The following is a 15,301-nucleotide window of genomic DNA, read 5'->3' as shown; positions in this document are numbered from 1 at the left end:
CCCGGCTTCCCGTTCAGCCCGTCGCGTCCGCCAGGGCCAGTTCGTGCAGGCGTTCCGGTGGGCCCGGGCGGGCGTAGTACCAGCCCTGGGCGGTGTCGCAGCCCAGGACGCGCAGTTGCTCGGCCTGGGCGCCGGTCTCCACGCCCTCCACCGTGACCGCGAGGTCCAGGCTGTGGGCGAGCGCGACGATGCCCTCGACGATCTTCAGGTCGACGGGGTCGGCCGGGAACCGCTGCATGCCCTCGGTGAAGGAACGGTCCAGCTTGAGCACGCTCACCGGCAGCCGGCGCAGGTTGGCCAGGTTCGAGTAGCCGGTGCCGAAGTCGTCCAGGGCGATGTCTATGCCCATCTCGGCGAGCCGGCGCAGCGGCTTGAGCAGGTCGTCGTCGGCGCCGATGAGCGCCGACTCGGTGACCTCCAGGCACAGCGCGTCCGGCTGCACGCCCGCGCGCTCCAGGATGTCGACGGTGTCCTGGACGAGCCCGGGGTGGGTGAGCTGGCACGGCGAGAGGTTGACGTTGATGCGCAGCGGGCCCTCGGCGCCGTCCCGGTGCGTCTCCCGCCACCGGCGGGCCTGGCGCACCGACTGCTCCATGACCCAACGGCCCAGCGGGACGATCAGCCCGGTGTGCTCGGCGAGCGGGATGAACCGGTCGGGGCCGAGGACGCCGTGCTGCGGATGCAGCCAGCGCACCAGCGCCTCGGCGCCGCGCACGCTGCCGTCGCCGAGGTGCACCAGCGGCTGGTACTCGATGAAGAACTCGCCGCGGTCCAGCGCGGCCGGCAGCGCCGTGGTCAGTCCGTGCCGGGTGATGGCGCGGGCGTCGGCCTCCGGGTCGGCGAGCTCGAAGCGGTTGCCGCCGGCCGACTTGGCCCGGTACATGGTGATGTCCGCGCTGCGCAGCACCTCGGCCGCGCTGCGCTCGCCCGCCGGTCCCTCGACGATGCCGATGCTGCCGCGTACGGCCAGTTCCCGGCCGTCGATACGGATCGGGGCGACCAGCGCGTTCATGATCCGGCCGGCGAGCTCGTCGACCTCGTGCCGGGTGCCGGGGCCGGTGGTCAGCGCGACGAACTCGTCACCGCCGAGCCGGGCGACCATCTCGCCGGGCGCGGTCGCACACGCCTGGAGCCGGTCGGCGACCTCGACGAGCAGCCGGTCGCCGGCCGCGTGGCCGAGGCTGTCGTTGATGGTCTTGAAACCGTCCAGGTCGAGGTAGCACAGGCCGAAGCGCTGGTCCTCGCCCGCGTTCAGCGCCTTCTCCAGGCGTTCGAAGAACAGGGTGCGGTTGGGCAGGCCGGTGAGCGCGTCGTGGGTGGCCTCGTACCGCAGTCTCAGGTTGAGCAGCCGCCGCTCGGTGGTGTCCTCCATGAGGGCGAGCTGGTACTGCGGGTTGCCGTCGGCGTCGCGGAGCAGGGAGACGGTCAGGTTGGTCCACAGAACCGTTCCGTCCGGCCGGTAGAAGGCCTTCTCCACGTGGTAGTGCTCGCGCTCGCCGCGCACCAGCTCCTCGTACAGCCGCCACATCTGCGGGGCGTCGTCGGCGTGGGTCCACTCTCGTACGTTGCGGCCGCGCACGGTCTGCTCGGAGCCGCCGAACATGCGCAGCAGCGCGCTGTTGACCTGGAGGACGTGGCCCTCCAGGTCGGCGATGGCGATGCCTATCGCCGCGCCTTCGAACACGGCGCGGAAGCGGGCCTCGCTGGCGTGCAGGGCCTGGGCGACCACGCCCTGGGCGCGCAGCGCCGCCTGGGCTATCGCCTCCTGCTCGGCCAGCGTGCGTTCGCGCAGCGCCCGCGCGAACCCGGCCGCCATCGAGTGCTGCAACCGCGCGGAGCGGGCCCGCAGGTCCTCCTGGTCGCCGTCCTCGCCGCAGTACAGCACGAGGTAGGCGTCGAGGCAGTCCAGGGAGCGGCTGAGCGCCTCGGGTGCGGTGCAGTGCGCGTCGACCAGGGCCGCGCCGACCGCCTCGCCCTCCTCCGCCGCGAAGGTCCGGTCCCGTAGCGCCGTACTCAACCGGCGGGCGAGCGGCAGGAGTTGCTCCTCGAACTCCGGGCGGGTCAGCGACGTCGAGGTCACCGGGAAGACGGCCCGGCTCCAGATCGTCGTCAGCCGGCGCAGTCTGCCCTCCGGCCCGTCCGGTTCCGCGCTCACGCCGTACGCCCCACGCCCGCGAAACCGGAGTAGGCGTACGGGTCTTCGTCCTCCGGCGCCGTACGCGGCCGCCAGTTCGGCATCGGCACCAGCCCGGGTTCCACCATGTCGTACCCCTTGAAGAACCGCGCGATCTCCTCGCGCGAACGCATGATCAGCGGGTTGCGAATGTCCTTGTACACGTCGACCAGGGACCGGCTCCGCTTCTCGGGGAGCGGGATTCCCTCGTACGCGGCATGGGTGAGGACGAGCAGGCTGCCCGGCGCGAGCGCGTCGCGCAGCTCGGCCACCGCACCGTAGGGGTCGTCCGCGTCTTCCACGAAGTGCAGTATGGCAACGAGAAGCAGCGCGACTGGCCGATTCAGGTCGATCTGCCGCCCCAACTCGGGGCTCGCGAGGATTTCCCCGGGCTTGCGCAGGTCGGCCGCGACCACGTCGGCGTCCTCGTTGCCCGCCAGAACGGCCTTGCTGTGGCTGACGGCCACCGGGTCGTGGTCGACGTACACCACCCGCGCGCCGGGCCGGGCGGCCTGGGCGACCTCGTGGACGTTGCCGAAGGTGGGGATGCCGGACCCGATGTCCAGGAACTGGGTGACGCCCTCCTCCAGGGCGAAGTCCACGGCCCGGCGCATGAACGCCCGGTTGGCCTGCATGATCTTGGGCAGCCCCGGCATGAACTCCATGGCCCTGCGGGCCGCTTCCCGGTCGACCTCGAAGTTGTGCGAACCGCCCAAGTAGAAGTCGTAGATGCGAGCGACGCTCGGCACCGAGATGTCGATGCTTCGCGGAGCCCAGGCGGGACGCTCCATCCATCTCTCCACTGCGTAGGCGATCCGGTGTTCGAGCTGAGGCTACTGATCGCCTGCCGAACGGGCGAGCGGAAACGGAAATTGACCATCCGTTCCCGGTCACCACCTGCGCTTCCGGCCCGCTCCTCGCACCCGCATCGCGGTGAATTGCCACGATCCGCGCACACGGCGAACCGCCCCCTCCGCGTGGGGCGGAGGGGGCGGTCCGGCGTGGGGGGAGGTGGTCCCTACTGCGGCGCGCCGATCGCCTTTCCGTCGGGGGAGACGGCGAACCACGTGCCGCCGACGCCCTGGCCGTTGACGTCGCCGGGCGCCTCGTCCCCGGAGAACGTGTAGAGGGGCCAGCAGTTGATGGTCATCTGCTTGACGCCGTCGGGCCGGGTGAAGGGCATCATGCCCTTCTTCAGCACGCCCTTGGTGTCGCTGACGGCGACGGGCGCCACGGCCGGCCACTTCTCCAGGCAGGAACCGGTGCAGGCGGAGACCGACTTCGGCCACGCCTGGTCCTTCGAGAAGCGGTAGACCGTCATGCCGTTCTTGTCGACGACGACGTCGCCCAGTTCGGTCTTCTTCACGGACAGGCCGGGCAGGTTCACCAACGAGGCCTTCTTGCCGTCGGGCGCCAGCGCGAACCACTTGCCGTTCACGCCCTGGCCGCTGGTCTCGCCGGCCTTGGTGTCCTTGGCGTAGCGGTAGGCGGGCCACCCGGCGATGGTCAGCTGCTTGGTGCCGTCGGCCCGGGTGACCTCGCCCAGCAGGGCCTTGTCGATACCGGCGCCGGCCGTGGCGTCGTCGGCGGGAACCGGCGGCCAGGCCGTGGCGCAGTCGGCGTCGCAGGTGGACTTGGGGGGCTTGGCCGTGTCCGCGTCGAAGCGGTACAGGGTCATCCCGGCGCTGTCGGTGACCACCTTGCCCAGCTCCGCGTTGGCGGAGACCGCGAGTTGCCCGGCGGCCTTCGCGGCATTCTGCTGACCGTCGGCGCCGTAACCGTTGCCGAGGGCGCTGTCGGCACCGGCGCCGGCGCTCGTCCCGGCGCTGCCGAATCCGCCGGCCGCGGCGGTCGCGCCCACGTTCTGGCTGCCCGCCGAAGGGGCGCTTTCCTGACCGCACGCCGTCGTCAGCGCCAGCACGGCCGCGGCCGCCGCCACGAGTGAGGCGCTTCGCCAGGAGGTGTTCATCGTCAACTCCTCATAATCAAAAGGGTGTTGCAGCGCCCTGCTGCGCCGCCGCACGACACTGGGTACGCACGGCACCGGTGGTTGTGTTCAACCGCGGCGAAGATTTCTTTCCGGAATCCGTGACACGTTTCGCGCCACCCCGTACGCGCGTACCCATCGGCGGCGCCGCACCGGCCCGCCGATCAAACGCTCCGACCTGCCACATCCCACCTTCGGGGCAATCCGCGCCCACCGCGGCGTGCCCTGGTCCACGACAGCTCATGATCTTGCTCGTGCAACGACCCGAACCGACGCGATCCGCCCTGGTGCTGCGGGTGTTGGCGCCGGCACTGCTGGCGTGGACGTGTGTGGGCGGGGCCGCCCCGGCGGCGGCCGACGCCTGCGCGTACGCCTCCACGGGCCCGGACGGCACGGAAGCGGTGGCGGTGGCCGGCAGCGGCCCCTTGCCCTCTTTTCCGCCCCTTCCACCGCCGTGCCCGCGGCCGACGCCACCGCCCAGCCCGAGCCCCACCCCGACGCCGACACCCGAACCCACACCGACGCCCACGCCGCCTCCGCCGCCCAAGTCGGCACCACCACCGAAGCCGAGGCCCACCCCCACACCCAAACCCCCGCCGCCCCCGCGCCCGGCCCCGGCCGCCCCGCAGCCCCGGCCCACTCCCCCACCGCCCCCACCGCCCGCACCACCCCCGCCGCCGGCCCCGAAGCCGGCCCCCAAGCCCCGTCCCCGCCCGTCCGTGGCCCCGGTGACCTACCCGCGCCACCACACCCAGCCGCACCGGCCGACACCCCGGCGCAGCCCCTCACCCCTCACCTTCGTCCTGCTCATCGCGGTACCCGCCCTGGCCGCCGTGGCCGCGCTCCGCCCGCGCTGACCCCTGGAGGAACCCGTTGTCGGAATGGCTTGTTCTCGTTCTCGCGATGCTGGCCGCCTGTGCGGTGGTCGTGGTCATCACCCTCCTGCGGCACCGCACGAAGGCCGTGGACGACGATCCCACCGAGACCCCGGACGTCATCGAGTACATGACCATGTGGATCGGCGTGGTCTACGCCATCGTGCTGGGGCTGGCCATCGCCGGTGTCTGGGAGGCGCGCGTCGCCGCCCAGGACCACGTGCAGGCGGAGGCCCAGGCGCTGCACGAGGTCTCCGAGCGTGTCCGCGTCTATCCGGCCGACGTCCGCGACCGCATCCGCGCCGACGTCGACGCCTACGCCGGACACGTCGTGACCACCGAGTGGAAGACCATGGCCGACCACGGCCATGTCACCAAGCGGGGCGACGAGCTGCTCGACCGCGTCCGCGCCGACGTCACCGACTACCAGCCCAAGTCGGACTTCGAGGCGCAGGCCTACCAGCCGCTGGTGGACCAAGTGGCCGCCGCCGCCCAGGCCCGCACCGCACGCGCCGGCTCCATGGGGGCGACGATGCCCGGTGTGGTGTGGTTCGGTCTGATCGCGGGGGGCGTCGTCACCATCGGCATGGTGTTCGCGCTCCAGATCCGGCGCACGAAACGGGAGCTGATCCTCGCTGGGCTGTTCTCCGCGCTGATCGCCTTCCTCCTCTTCCTGATCTGGGACTTCGACGCCCCCTACAGCCGCGGAGTCTCGGCCACCGCCGGGCCGTTCCTGGACCTGTTCCCCCATCTGACACACTGACGGCCCCGTGTGAATCCCCTGTGCGGCCCAACCGTTGCCCCGTTCGCCCGGGTCCAATCGCGCCGGAGTGCACACCTCCCTAGCGTTTTGGTCAGCGAGGCGCATACCCGGCACAAGCGGAAAAGGTCCGCTGCTGCTCCTCGGGGACCGGAGGACCCACCATGCGCGTAATAGGTGTCGTATCGGCCGCACTAGTGGGCGTCGGCGCCCTCACCTTCTGCGCGCCGGCCGCCGTCGCCAGCGGCGGTGACGGCCGCTCCTACGGCAACGGGGGCGGCGACAGCCGTTCCTACGGAGGCGGAGGCGGAGGCGGAGGCGGAGGCGGCGGTAACGAGGACCGCTACGGCGGCGGCGGCAACTCCTACGGCGGCGGCGGGGGCGGGGGCGGCGGCGGGCGCGGCAACTCCTATGGCGGCAACGGCCGCTCCGGTTACGGCGGTGACGACGAGGGCAGCTTCGGTGGTGGCGGAGGCGGCGGTTCGGAGCACTTCCGGCACGGCGTCCGCGCGGGCGTGGGCGGGACCGTCGCCGGCTTCGACCTCAAGCAGATCGGCCTGGGCACCGCGCTCATCGGCGGCTCCATCGGCACGGCGTACTGCCTCTCCCGCCGGCGCACCGGCGAGGAGGGCACCGCCTGACCGTGTCCTCTTCCTCGGGACTGGCCTTCGCCCCGGACCTCTCCAGGTCCGGGGCGAAGGCCTTTCGGCGTACGCGGACCAGGGGCGGCGTAGGCGGACCAGGGGCGAAAACCCCGCCGACAGGAAGAGATCCGGCCCCGCACACGGGAGCGGGGCCGGATCAGGCGTACGGAGCCGTCAGGAGCGCTTGTCGGACCGGCGCCGCATCCAGAGCACGCCGCCGCCGACGGCGCCCGCCGCCATCAGCCCGCCGCCGATGGCCATGTCGGCCGGGGTGGCGCCGGTGATGGTGCCGCCGCCCACTCCGCCGAGGACACCGCCGACTACGGTGAAGGCCTCCGGCCGGGTCAGCCGCCGGCCGTTGCAGTCGACCGTGATGTCGTACGTCCCGGGACGGGCGTCGTCGCGGATCGTCACGACACCCCTCGCGCGCTCGCCGGCGCCGTCGAACGGCCGCAGCGTCGACTGGGAGAACACGGTCGACGACATGGTCCCGCCGTTGCGGCAGCCGTCGATCGTGACCACCAGCTGACCGCCGCGGGCGATCACGCCGGGCGAGGGCACGATGCTGTTGACGCCGCCCGGGCCGCGGCCGGGCGCACCGCCGAGACCGGCACCCGGACCGACCCCGGAACCGCCACCCGTTCCGACGCCGGGTGCCGCCCCCTCACCTCCCTTGTCGACCAAGCCCCCGAGACCGCCGACACCCGCGCCCTCGCCTCCCTTGTCAACCAAACCCCCCAAGCCACCGGGGCCGACGAGGCCGTAGTCCCCGCCGAAGTTCCCGCCGAAGCCGCCAACGCCAGGGCCACCACCGGGGAACTCGCCGAACCTGCCCCGGTCCCGGTCCCGGTCCCTGTCCCTGTCGCCCCGGCCGCCACCACGGAACTCACCGAACCCGCGGAACTCACCGAACCGGTCCCCCCGGCCGCCACCGCGGAACTCACCAAAGCCACGGAACTCACCGAACCGGTCCCCCCGGCCGCCACCGCGGAACTCACCAAAGCCACGGAACTCACCGAAGCGGCCGCCCCCTCCAATGCCGGGCCCGAATCCGGGGCCGAACCCGAACCCCGGCCCCACTCCCGTCCCGAATCCCGGCCCCACTCCCGTCCCGAATCCCGGACCCGCTCCCGGCCCCACTCCCGTCCCGAATCCCGGACCCACTCCCGGCCCCACTCCCGTCCCGAATCCCGGACCCACTCCTAGACCTCCACCTGGGCCGCCGCCTGGGGCAACCCCCGTGCCCCCACCCACGCCGCCGTCCCGTGTGATGCCGAGGACTTCGGCGCCCTTCGCCACGGCCCCAGGGGAGGCGAGCCCGACCGCGGCGACCGCCGCGGCCAGCACCACCAAGGAGACCGAGGGGGCCGTGCGGGCCATAAGGGTACGAGTAGTACGCATGTGATCCTCCGCGGAAGGCGCCCCGGGGACCCGTACCCGGTCGATCGGTGAGAAAGCACCTCCCGCCACCGACCCTCGGACGCACTCCACGCGGGCGCATTTCGGGGCTGGTCCGTCTCGGTGAGCGAATCCGCCAGGACCTTCACCCCATTGAATATCGACGCAGGTCACGGACCGTCAGAAATGACCCTTCCGGACCGCCTCGGATGGCGCACGGTAAAACGGCGCCACCACCCGTTCGCGTGCGTCCCGTCGCCGGTTGCGCGCTCGGGACTTAGCGTTTCTCGCATGCGCGATTGACGCGGCGACGGCCGTGTCGAGAGGGGATGCCGAATGCCTGCGAGAGAGCTGCCCGGATTCGTCGAGGAGGAGCGGGAGGCCCCGAGGAAGCGCGCACCGTGGGGTGTGATAGCGCTTGCCCTGCTGACCGGACTCGCCCTGATCCGCAACGGCTCCGGGGAGTTCGACGTCGGCCCGCCCCAGCCCGCGACGGCGGCGGCACCGGACCTCAGGCACAAGCCACTCCCCTCGGGCGGGGTCCTGCAGCCTCTGTCTCGCTCGGTGCCGGACCGGATCAAAATCCCCGTCGTCCAGATCAACGCGCCCATCACACCGGTGGGTGTGGACGCCGACGGCTGGGTCGCCGCGCCGCCGCCCGCAGATCCGAATCTGGCCGGCTGGTTCAACGGCGCGGTCACGCCCGGGGAAAAGGGCACTTCGGTCGTCGTCGGCCATGTGGACAACGCTGCGGGACCCGCCGTGTTCTACGGACTCGGCGCCCTGCAGAAGGGAAACCGCGTCGAAATCAACCGCCAGGACGGGAAGACGGCCGTATTCGAGGTGTACGGCGTCGAGGTGTTCGCGAAGAACGATTTCCCCGGAGACCGTGTGTACGGCTCGAAGGGCACGCCGGAACTGCGGGTCATCACCTGCGGCGGCGGCTACACGAAGCAGAACGGATATCAGGGGAACGTCGTCGTGTTCGCCCGCCTGGTCGAGGTCCGCTGACAGGACCCCGGCCGGGCGGGCGCCGGGCGGTGCGCGCGGCCCGGCTCAGGTGTACTCCCGGCGCGGCACGGTGAAGTGGTGGCCGTCGTCGAGGAGCTTGGGGAGGTAGTCGCGCAGCGCGCGGACGGTCTGCGAGCGGTCGCCCCCGGCATCGTGGGAGAGCACCACGACCCCGGGGGCTGCGCCGTGCTCGATCCGGCGGACGATGGCGCCGGTGCCGGGGGTGGTCCAGTCGAGGCTGTCGACGCTCCAGGCCAGCGGTTCCATGCCCAGCTCGGCGTTGATCTTGAAAACGTCGCGGTTCCAGGCACCGTAGGGGGCACGGAACCACAACGGCCGCTCGCCGTAGGCCTTTTCGATGATGTCGCTGGTGCGCTCGATCTCGTGGCGGATGCCGCGGCGGCCGAGCTGGGTGAGCAGCGGGTGGCTCCAGGTGTGGTTGCCGACGACGTGTCCCTCGTCGGCCATCCGGGCCAGCAGGTCCCGGTTCCAGTCGGCCATCTCCCCGCAGACCATGAACGTCGCCCGGACGTCGTACTTGGCCAGGGTGTCCAGGACGTGCGGGGTGAACTCGGGGTGGGGTCCGTCGTCGAACGACAGCATGATGGTGTCGCCGCGGCCGGAGAAACGCAGGATCGGCGTGGTCCGCACCCTGGCGGGCAGCGGCGCGGCCCGCTGCGGGACGTCACCGGCCAGGGGTGTCAGACGGTAGGCGGAGGGCTTGAGGACGCTGCGCGCCTCGGGGCCCGCGGCGGGGGCGGGCGGTACCGGAGTGTCGGAGGAACCGGAGAGCAGCAGACCGGCCGTGCCGGCCGCTCCCGCCGCTCCGAGAGCGACGGCCCCGGCGAACAACGCCCGGCGCCGCGTGAGCAACTGATCCTTCTGCATGATTCATCAGTGTCCGGGCGTTCCGCCTCTCCACCGGCACGACGCCACGAAAGCACCCGCCCGGCCCAGCGCCCGGCGGCAGTTGTGCGCGGGTGCCTCAGCGGCGGCGTACGAGCGGGAACGGCAGCGTCTCACGGATCGTCAGGCCGGTGAGGAACATGATCAGCCGGTCGACGCCGAGGCCGAGGCCGCCGGTGGGCGGCATGGCGTACTCGAGGGCGTCGAGGAAGTCCTCGTCCAGTTCCATCGCCTCGGGGTCTCCCCCGGCGGCGAGCAGGGACTGGGCGGTCAGCCGGCGGCGCTGTTCGACGGGGTCGGTGAGCTCGGAGTAGGCGGTGCCCAGTTCGGTGCCGAAGGCCACGAGGTCCCAGCGTTCGGCGAGCCGCGGGTCGGTGCGGTGCTGCCGGGTGAGTGGGGAGACCTCGGTCGGGAAGTCCTTGTAGAAGACGGGCGGTCCGGTCCGCTCCTCCACCAGCCGCTCGTACATCTCCAGGACGATCTCGCCGGGGGTGTCGTCCGCGGTGTACGGCACGCCGGCGCGGTCGCAGTGCCGGCGCAGTGCCTCCGGGCCGGTGCCGGGGCCGATCTCCTCCCCGAGCGCCTCGGAGATCGCGCCGTGCACGGTCTTGACCGGCCAGGGCCCGGAGATGTCGTATCCGGTGCCGTCCTGGTGGGCGACCGGTCGGCCGAAGGCGGCGGTGGCGGCGCCCTGGATCAGCTCGCGGGCGAGGTCGAGCATGACGTCGTAGTCGGCGTAGGCCTGGTAGGCCTCCAGCATCGTGAACTCGGGGTTGTGCTTGTGGGAGACGCCCTCGTTGCGGAAGGTGCGGCCCATCTCGAAGACCTTCTCCAGACCGCCGACGCACAGGCGCTTCAGGTACAGCTCGGGTGCGATGCGCAGGTACATGTCGAGGTCGTAGGCGTTGATGTGGGTGGTGAACGGGCGGGCGTTGGCGCCGCCGTGGATCTGTTGGAGCATCGGCGTCTCGACCTCGAGGAAGCCGCGGTCCAGCAGCCCCTGGCGCAGGGCCTGTACGGCGGTGGAGCGGATGCGGACGACCTCGCGGGCCTCGGGGCTGGTGACCAGGTCGAGGTAGCGCAGGCGCACCTTGGTCTCGGGGTCGGCCAGGCCCCGGCGTTTGTCGGGCAGCGGGCGCAGGCACTTGCCGAGCAGCCGCCAGGAGGTGACGAAGACGGTCGGCTCGCCCGTGTCGCTCCGTCCCGCCCGGCCGGTGGCGGTGATGTGGTCGCCGATGTCGGTGTCGGCGGTGAAGCGCTTCAGCGCGGATGGCCCGGTCCGGTCGCGGGTGAGGGCGAGTTGGTGGTCGCCGGACCAGTCGCGCAGGACGACGAAGACGATGCCGCCGAAGTCCCGGACGAGCAGGATCCGGCCGGCCACGGTGAGCTGCTCCCCTTCGCGGACCTCGGCGAGGTCGCGGGTGCGGGCCTTCGTCCCCACCGGGTAGGGGTCGGTGCCGGCCGCGCGCAGCCGGTCGAGCCTGGCGTGCCGGACGCGGACCTGTTCGGGCAGGCCGGCGAGGGGTCCGCCGGTTTCGGTCCGGGCCTCCTCGTCGCGTCCGAGCGCCGTCAGCGGGGGCAGGCCCTCGGTGGTGGCCGGGCGCGGTCCGGCGGCGGGGTGGGCCGGGTGCCCCTTGCCCCAGAGCTTGCGCAGCGAGGGTACGGCGACGAAGCCCTCGGCGATGCCGGAGGCCAGGCCGATACGGGCGAGGGAGCCGGTCTCGCCGTAGCAGATGAAACGCGGGTACCACTCGGGGTGGTACTTGGCGTTGGACCGGTACAGGGCCTCCAGCTGCCACCAGCGGGAGAAGAACAGCAGCAGGCCGCGCCACAGCCGCAGCACGGGCCCGGCTCCGATGCGGGCGCCCTCCTCGAACACCGAGCGGAACACCGCGAAGTTCAGCGAGATGCGGCGTACGCCGAGCTTCGGGGCGGCGGCGCAGAGTTCGGCGACCATGTACTCCATGACGCCGTTGGGTGCGGCGCGGTCCCGGCGCATCAGGTCCAGGGAGGCGCCGTCGCGGCCCCAGGGCACGAAGGACAGCAGGGCGAGCAGCCGGCCCTCCGTGTCGAGGGCCTCGACCAGGAGGCAGTCGCCGTCGGCCGGGTCGCCCAGGCGGTCCAGCGCCATCGAGAAGCCGCGCTCGGTCTCGGTGTCGCGCCACGCGTCGGCCTTGTCGACGATCTCCTCCATCTCGGCGTCGGTGAGGGTGGCGTGCCGGCGGACGCGGCAGGTGGCGCCGGTGCGGCGGACGCGGCGCACCGCCTGCCGGGTCACGCGCATGTCCCGGCCGTCGAGGTCGAAGCCGGCGACGTGCACGATCGCCTCGTCGCCGAGTTGGAGGGCGCCGAGTCCGGCGCGGGCGTAGGCCCGGGCGCCCTCCTCGGAGGCGCCCATGACGGCGGGCGCCCAGGCGTAGCGGCGGGCCGCGTCCAGCCAGGCGGCGATGGCGTGCGGCCAGGCTTCGCGGTCGCCGACGGGGTCGCCGCTGGCCAGGCACACGCCGGCCTCGACGCGGTAGGTGACGGCAGCCTTGCCGCTGGGCGAGAAGACGACGGCCTTGTCGCGGCGGGTGGCGAAGTAGCCGAGGGAGTCGTCCTCGCCGTAGGCCTTGAGCAGGGCGCGGATGCGGGGTTCCTCGTCGCCGTGCAGGGCCGCCTCCAGGCGCTGCGAACGGAACAGTGTGGCGGCGGCATTGAGCAGGGCGAGCGCTCCGAACAGGCCGAGCAGGAAGGTCACCGGGCGCGGCGGGCGGCCGTCGAAGTCGCGGGTGGAGACCAGTCCGCCCATGACCCGGTTGGCGGACCACGCCAGGTGCAGGCCGGAGGGCAGGGTGCCGGGGAAGAGCGCGACCAAGCCCCAGCCGGCCAGGACGGCCACGGCGAGTCCGGCGACCAGCACGGCCAGCGCCCGCCACCAGGAGCCGCGGCGGGAGGCGGCGTAGAACTCGCCTCTGGCCGTGATCAGCAGCACCAGTGCCAGACCGCAGAGCACGAGGGACGGCGCGGACTCGGCGTAGTCGCCGGCCGCCAGGCCGAGTACGTCGCCGAGGATCACCAGGCCCAGGTAGCCGACGACCAGCCACCAGGCGACCTTCTTGCGGGCCGCGGTCGCGCCGGCCAGCAGGACGAGGAAGACGGCGTAGGCGAGGTTGACGCTGACCGGGACCAGGAGCAGGTCCAGGACGCGGACGACGGGGTGGAGCAGGACCCGCAGCGGGGCGATGAGGTCCAGCAGCGCGCACAGCAGGGCCAGAGCACCGAAGAAGGTGGCGAAGCCTTGCGGCACCCTGCTGAGGAGTCCGTTCCTGCGCGGCGGCGGGGCGGGGTCGGCGGCGCCCCGGGAGGGGGCGGCACCGGTGGCGGCGGTCATGGCTCTGGTGTGGTGGCGCTCATGGTTCCGACTGTAGGAACTGGGCGCGCGGGGCGCCCGTCGAGACGTGACCCGCGCGGCGTTGGGAACCGGGGATTCCGATAGCCTCGCACATGTGACGGAACAGCACGAGCAGCACGAGCGGCACGCTCACCGGTTCGAGCGGGGCACGGACGGGCCGAAGGTCATCGTCGCCGGCGTGGACGGCTCCGACTCCTCGATGCGGGCCGCCGCGTACGCCGCCGGTCTCGCCCGCCGGCAGGGCGCGCTGCTGGCCCTCGTGTACGTGCAGCCGGTGATGACGGCGGGGGCGGCACTCGGGGCGCCGGTGGCGGAGACGACCGACGAGATCGCCGAGGACCTCGTGCAGTACATCCGGGAGTCCACGGAGCGGCTGAAGGGGATATTCGAGGTCCGCTGGGAGTTCCACACCTTCCCCGGCGACCCGTACAACGGTCTGGTGAAGGCCGCCGACGAGCTGCGGGCGGACGCGGTGGTGGTGGGCGCCTCCGAGCAGGCCGGCCACCGGATCATCGGCTCGGTCGCGATCCGCCTGGTGAAGGCGGGACGCTGGCCGGTGACGGTGGTTCCGTAGGGCCCGTTCCCGGCGTTCAAACCGCGCGGCGGGCGGCCGGGGGCCGCCGCCCGGACCGTGCGCGGTGTCTTCCGTACCCGGCGGTGCTGGGCCATCATGATCCGCCGTCAGCCGTTTGCCGTCTGTGAAGAGGTGAGACGCATGGCCGGGCTCCGGATGGGTGAGGGCATTCTCCGCCGCAAACCCATCGAACACATCGAGGAGACAGAAGCCGCCGAGGGACCGCGGCTGGAAAGAACCCTCGGATTGTGGCAGCTGACCGCGATCGGTGTGGGCGGCATCATCGGGGCGGGCATCTTCACCCTCGCCGGCACGGTGGCCAACGGTACGGCGGGTCCCGCGGTGCTGGTGTCCTTCCTCGTCGCCGGTGTCGCCAGCGCGGCGGCGGCCCTGTCGTACGCCGAGTTCGCGGGCCTGATCCCGAAGGCGGGCTCGGCCTACACCTACGGCTACGCGGTGCTCGGCGAGTTCGCCGGCTGGTTCATCGGCTGGGACCTGCTCCTGGAGTACACGGCGATCGTGGCGGTGGTCGCGATCGGCATCTCGGGCTACTTCAGCTTCCTGGTGCAGGACATGGGCGCGCATCTGCCCGCCTGGATGCTGGGCGCACCCGGCACCGGCGCCGGGCACAGGGTCGACCTGTTCGCGGCGATCCTGTGCCTGCTGATCGCCTGGCTGCTGAACCTCGGCATGCGCAGCGCGGCCCGCTTCGAGACGCTCGTGGTGGGGCTGAAGGTGCTGGTCGTGCTGGTGGTGGTCGTGGTCGGCGTCTTCCACGTCAACACCGCCCACTACCACCCGTTCTTCCCCTACGGGGTCGGCGGGGCGTTCACCGGTGCGGCGACGGTGTTCTTCGCGGTCTTCGGCTACGACGCGATGTCGACGGCGGCCGAGGAGTCCAAGGACGCGCAGCGGCACATGCCGAAGGCGATCATCTACTCGCTGGCGATCGCGATGGTGCTGTACGTGGCGGCGTGTCTGGTGCTGACCGGCATGCAGAACTACAAGGAGATCAACAAGGAGAGCGGCTTCTCCACCGCGTTCAAGTCGGTGGGGCTGAGCCGGCTGGCGGACGTGATCGCGGTGGGCGCGATCATCGGCATCCTCACCGTGATGTTCACGTTCATGCTGGGCGTGACCCGGGTGTGGTTCGCCATGTCCCGGGACGGGCTGCTGCCCAAGTGGTTCGCGAAGACGCACCCCACGCGGCACGTGCCGACGCGGGTGACGTGGATCGTCGGGGTGGCGTCGGCCGTCATCGCGGGGTTCCTGCCGATCGCGGAAGCGGCCGAACTGACCAACATCGGCATCCTGCTGGCGTTCGTGGTGGTGTGCACGGCGGTGATCGTGCTGCGCTACCGGCAGCCGGACCTGCCGCGCGGCTTCCGTACGCCGTGGATGCCGTTCGTGCCGGCGCTGGGTGTGGTCTTCTCGCTCTGGCTGATCACGTTCCTGAAGTGGGAGACCTGGGTGCGGTTCGCCGTGTGGTTCCTGATCGGGTGCGTGATCTACTTCGGGTACTCGTACAAACGCTCGGCGCTGGCCGGGCGTTAGGCCCGGCCGGGGACCTGCCGGGCCA

General features: G+C 72.0%; 12 protein-coding genes. 6 read left to right on the top strand and 6 right to left on the bottom strand.

All coding sequences use genetic code 11. The features are described from left to right. Positions 1-13: 13 nt before the first annotated feature. The 3 genes from ACIQFZ_RS08445 to ACIQFZ_RS08435 all read right to left on the bottom strand — a co-directional run bounded on the left by ACIQFZ_RS08445 (position 14) and on the right by ACIQFZ_RS08435 (position 4,142). Positions 14-2,155, bottom strand: a complete 2,142-nt coding sequence (locus ACIQFZ_RS08445) for a putative bifunctional diguanylate cyclase/phosphodiesterase (RefSeq protein ID WP_402690872.1) — start codon at positions 2,153-2,155, stop codon at positions 14-16. Further along, positions 2,152-2,964: an SAM-dependent methyltransferase gene (locus ACIQFZ_RS08440; RefSeq protein ID WP_365436547.1), complete on the bottom strand. Its 813-nt coding sequence runs from the start codon at positions 2,962-2,964 to the stop codon at positions 2,152-2,154. Before ACIQFZ_RS08440 ends, ACIQFZ_RS08445 begins: the two co-directional genes overlap by 4 nt. Positions 2,965-3,191: 227 nt before the next feature. Continuing rightward, complete coding sequence (locus ACIQFZ_RS08435) at positions 3,192-4,142, bottom strand: SCO0930 family lipoprotein (RefSeq protein WP_365417029.1); 951 nt, start codon at positions 4,140-4,142, stop codon at positions 3,192-3,194. A 746-nt stretch (positions 4,143-4,888) separates the two neighbouring features. Here ACIQFZ_RS08435 and ACIQFZ_RS08430 point away from each other — a divergent pair. The 3 genes from ACIQFZ_RS08430 (at position 4,889) to ACIQFZ_RS08420 (ending at position 6,436) form a co-directional block, all read left to right on the top strand. Then, positions 4,889-5,017 carry a hypothetical protein gene (locus ACIQFZ_RS08430; protein WP_402690871.1) on the top strand — a complete coding sequence of 43 codons (129 nt, stop codon included), beginning with the start codon at positions 4,889-4,891 and terminating at the stop codon, positions 5,015-5,017. A 16-nt stretch (positions 5,018-5,033) separates the two neighbouring features. Continuing rightward, entirely contained in the window at positions 5,034-5,798 is a 765-nt protein-coding gene (locus ACIQFZ_RS08425) for a DUF4239 domain-containing protein (RefSeq protein ID WP_383058034.1), read from the top strand. A gap of 161 nt (positions 5,799-5,959) precedes the next feature. Continuing rightward, entirely contained in the window at positions 5,960-6,436 is a 477-nt protein-coding gene (locus ACIQFZ_RS08420; protein WP_402690870.1) for a hypothetical protein, read from the top strand. A gap of 177 nt (positions 6,437-6,613) precedes the next feature. Here ACIQFZ_RS08420 and ACIQFZ_RS08415 read toward each other — a convergent pair whose 3' ends face one another. Continuing rightward, a complete protein-coding gene (locus tag ACIQFZ_RS08415) occupies positions 6,614-7,171 on the bottom strand; it encodes a hypothetical protein (RefSeq protein ID WP_365417025.1) in 558 nt (185 codons plus the stop codon). Positions 7,172-8,173: 1,002 nt separating this feature from the next. Between ACIQFZ_RS08415 and ACIQFZ_RS08410 the strand changes: the two genes are divergently transcribed. Next, positions 8,174-8,848 carry a class F sortase gene (locus ACIQFZ_RS08410; RefSeq protein ID WP_365774665.1) on the top strand — a complete coding sequence of 225 codons (675 nt, stop codon included), beginning with the start codon at positions 8,174-8,176 and terminating at the stop codon, positions 8,846-8,848. 45 nt (positions 8,849-8,893) lie between these two features. Here ACIQFZ_RS08410 and ACIQFZ_RS08405 read toward each other — a convergent pair whose 3' ends face one another. Together ACIQFZ_RS08405 and lysX are read right to left on the bottom strand one after the other, a co-directional pair. Next, on the bottom strand, positions 8,894-9,736 hold the full coding sequence (locus tag ACIQFZ_RS08405) for a polysaccharide deacetylase family protein (protein WP_365417022.1): 843 nt from the start codon (positions 9,734-9,736) through the stop codon (positions 8,894-8,896). A gap of 97 nt (positions 9,737-9,833) precedes the next feature. Then, positions 9,834-13,127, bottom strand: a complete 3,294-nt coding sequence (gene lysX, locus ACIQFZ_RS08400) for a bifunctional lysylphosphatidylglycerol synthetase/lysine--tRNA ligase LysX (protein ID WP_402690869.1) — start codon at positions 13,125-13,127, stop codon at positions 9,834-9,836. Between the two features lie 115 nt (positions 13,128-13,242). Between lysX and ACIQFZ_RS08395 the strand changes: the two genes are divergently transcribed. Further along, positions 13,243-13,722, top strand: coding sequence for a universal stress protein (locus tag ACIQFZ_RS08395; RefSeq protein ID WP_141355915.1), 480 nt, complete (start codon positions 13,243-13,245; stop codon positions 13,720-13,722). Positions 13,723-13,863: 141 nt separating this feature from the next. Beyond that, positions 13,864-15,276, top strand: a complete 1,413-nt coding sequence (locus tag ACIQFZ_RS08390; RefSeq protein WP_383058037.1) for an amino acid permease — start codon at positions 13,864-13,866, stop codon at positions 15,274-15,276. The last annotated feature ends 25 nt before the right edge of the window (positions 15,277-15,301 follow it).

Source organism: Streptomyces sp. NPDC093064, from assembly GCF_044754605.1.
GTDB lineage: Bacteria > Actinomycetota > Actinomycetes > Streptomycetales > Streptomycetaceae > Streptomyces.
The sequence above is the reverse complement of the archived record's forward strand: the minus strand, read 5'-3'. Positions and strand labels throughout refer to the sequence as shown.

Excerpts from the sequence above, each read along its gene's own strand:
- ACIQFZ_RS08390 (WP_383058037.1), top strand. The coding sequence starts at position 13,864 with ATGGCCGGGCTCCGGATGGGTGAGGGCATTCTCCGCCGCAAACCCATC.
- ACIQFZ_RS08410 (WP_365774665.1), top strand. The coding sequence starts at position 8,174 with ATGCCTGCGAGAGAGCTGCCCGGATTCGTCGAGGAGGAGCGGGAGGCC.
- ACIQFZ_RS08405 (WP_365417022.1), bottom strand. The coding sequence starts at position 9,736 with ATGCAGAAGGATCAGTTGCTCACGCGGCGCCGGGCGTTGTTCGCCGGG.
- ACIQFZ_RS08440 (WP_365436547.1), bottom strand. The coding sequence starts at position 2,964 with ATGGAGCGTCCCGCCTGGGCTCCGCGAAGCATCGACATCTCGGTGCCG.
- lysX (WP_402690869.1), bottom strand. The coding sequence starts at position 13,127 with ATGACCGCCGCCACCGGTGCCGCCCCCTCCCGGGGCGCCGCCGACCCC.
- ACIQFZ_RS08435 (WP_365417029.1), bottom strand. The coding sequence starts at position 4,142 with ATGAACACCTCCTGGCGAAGCGCCTCACTCGTGGCGGCGGCCGCGGCC.
- ACIQFZ_RS08420 (WP_402690870.1), top strand. The coding sequence starts at position 5,960 with ATGCGCGTAATAGGTGTCGTATCGGCCGCACTAGTGGGCGTCGGCGCC.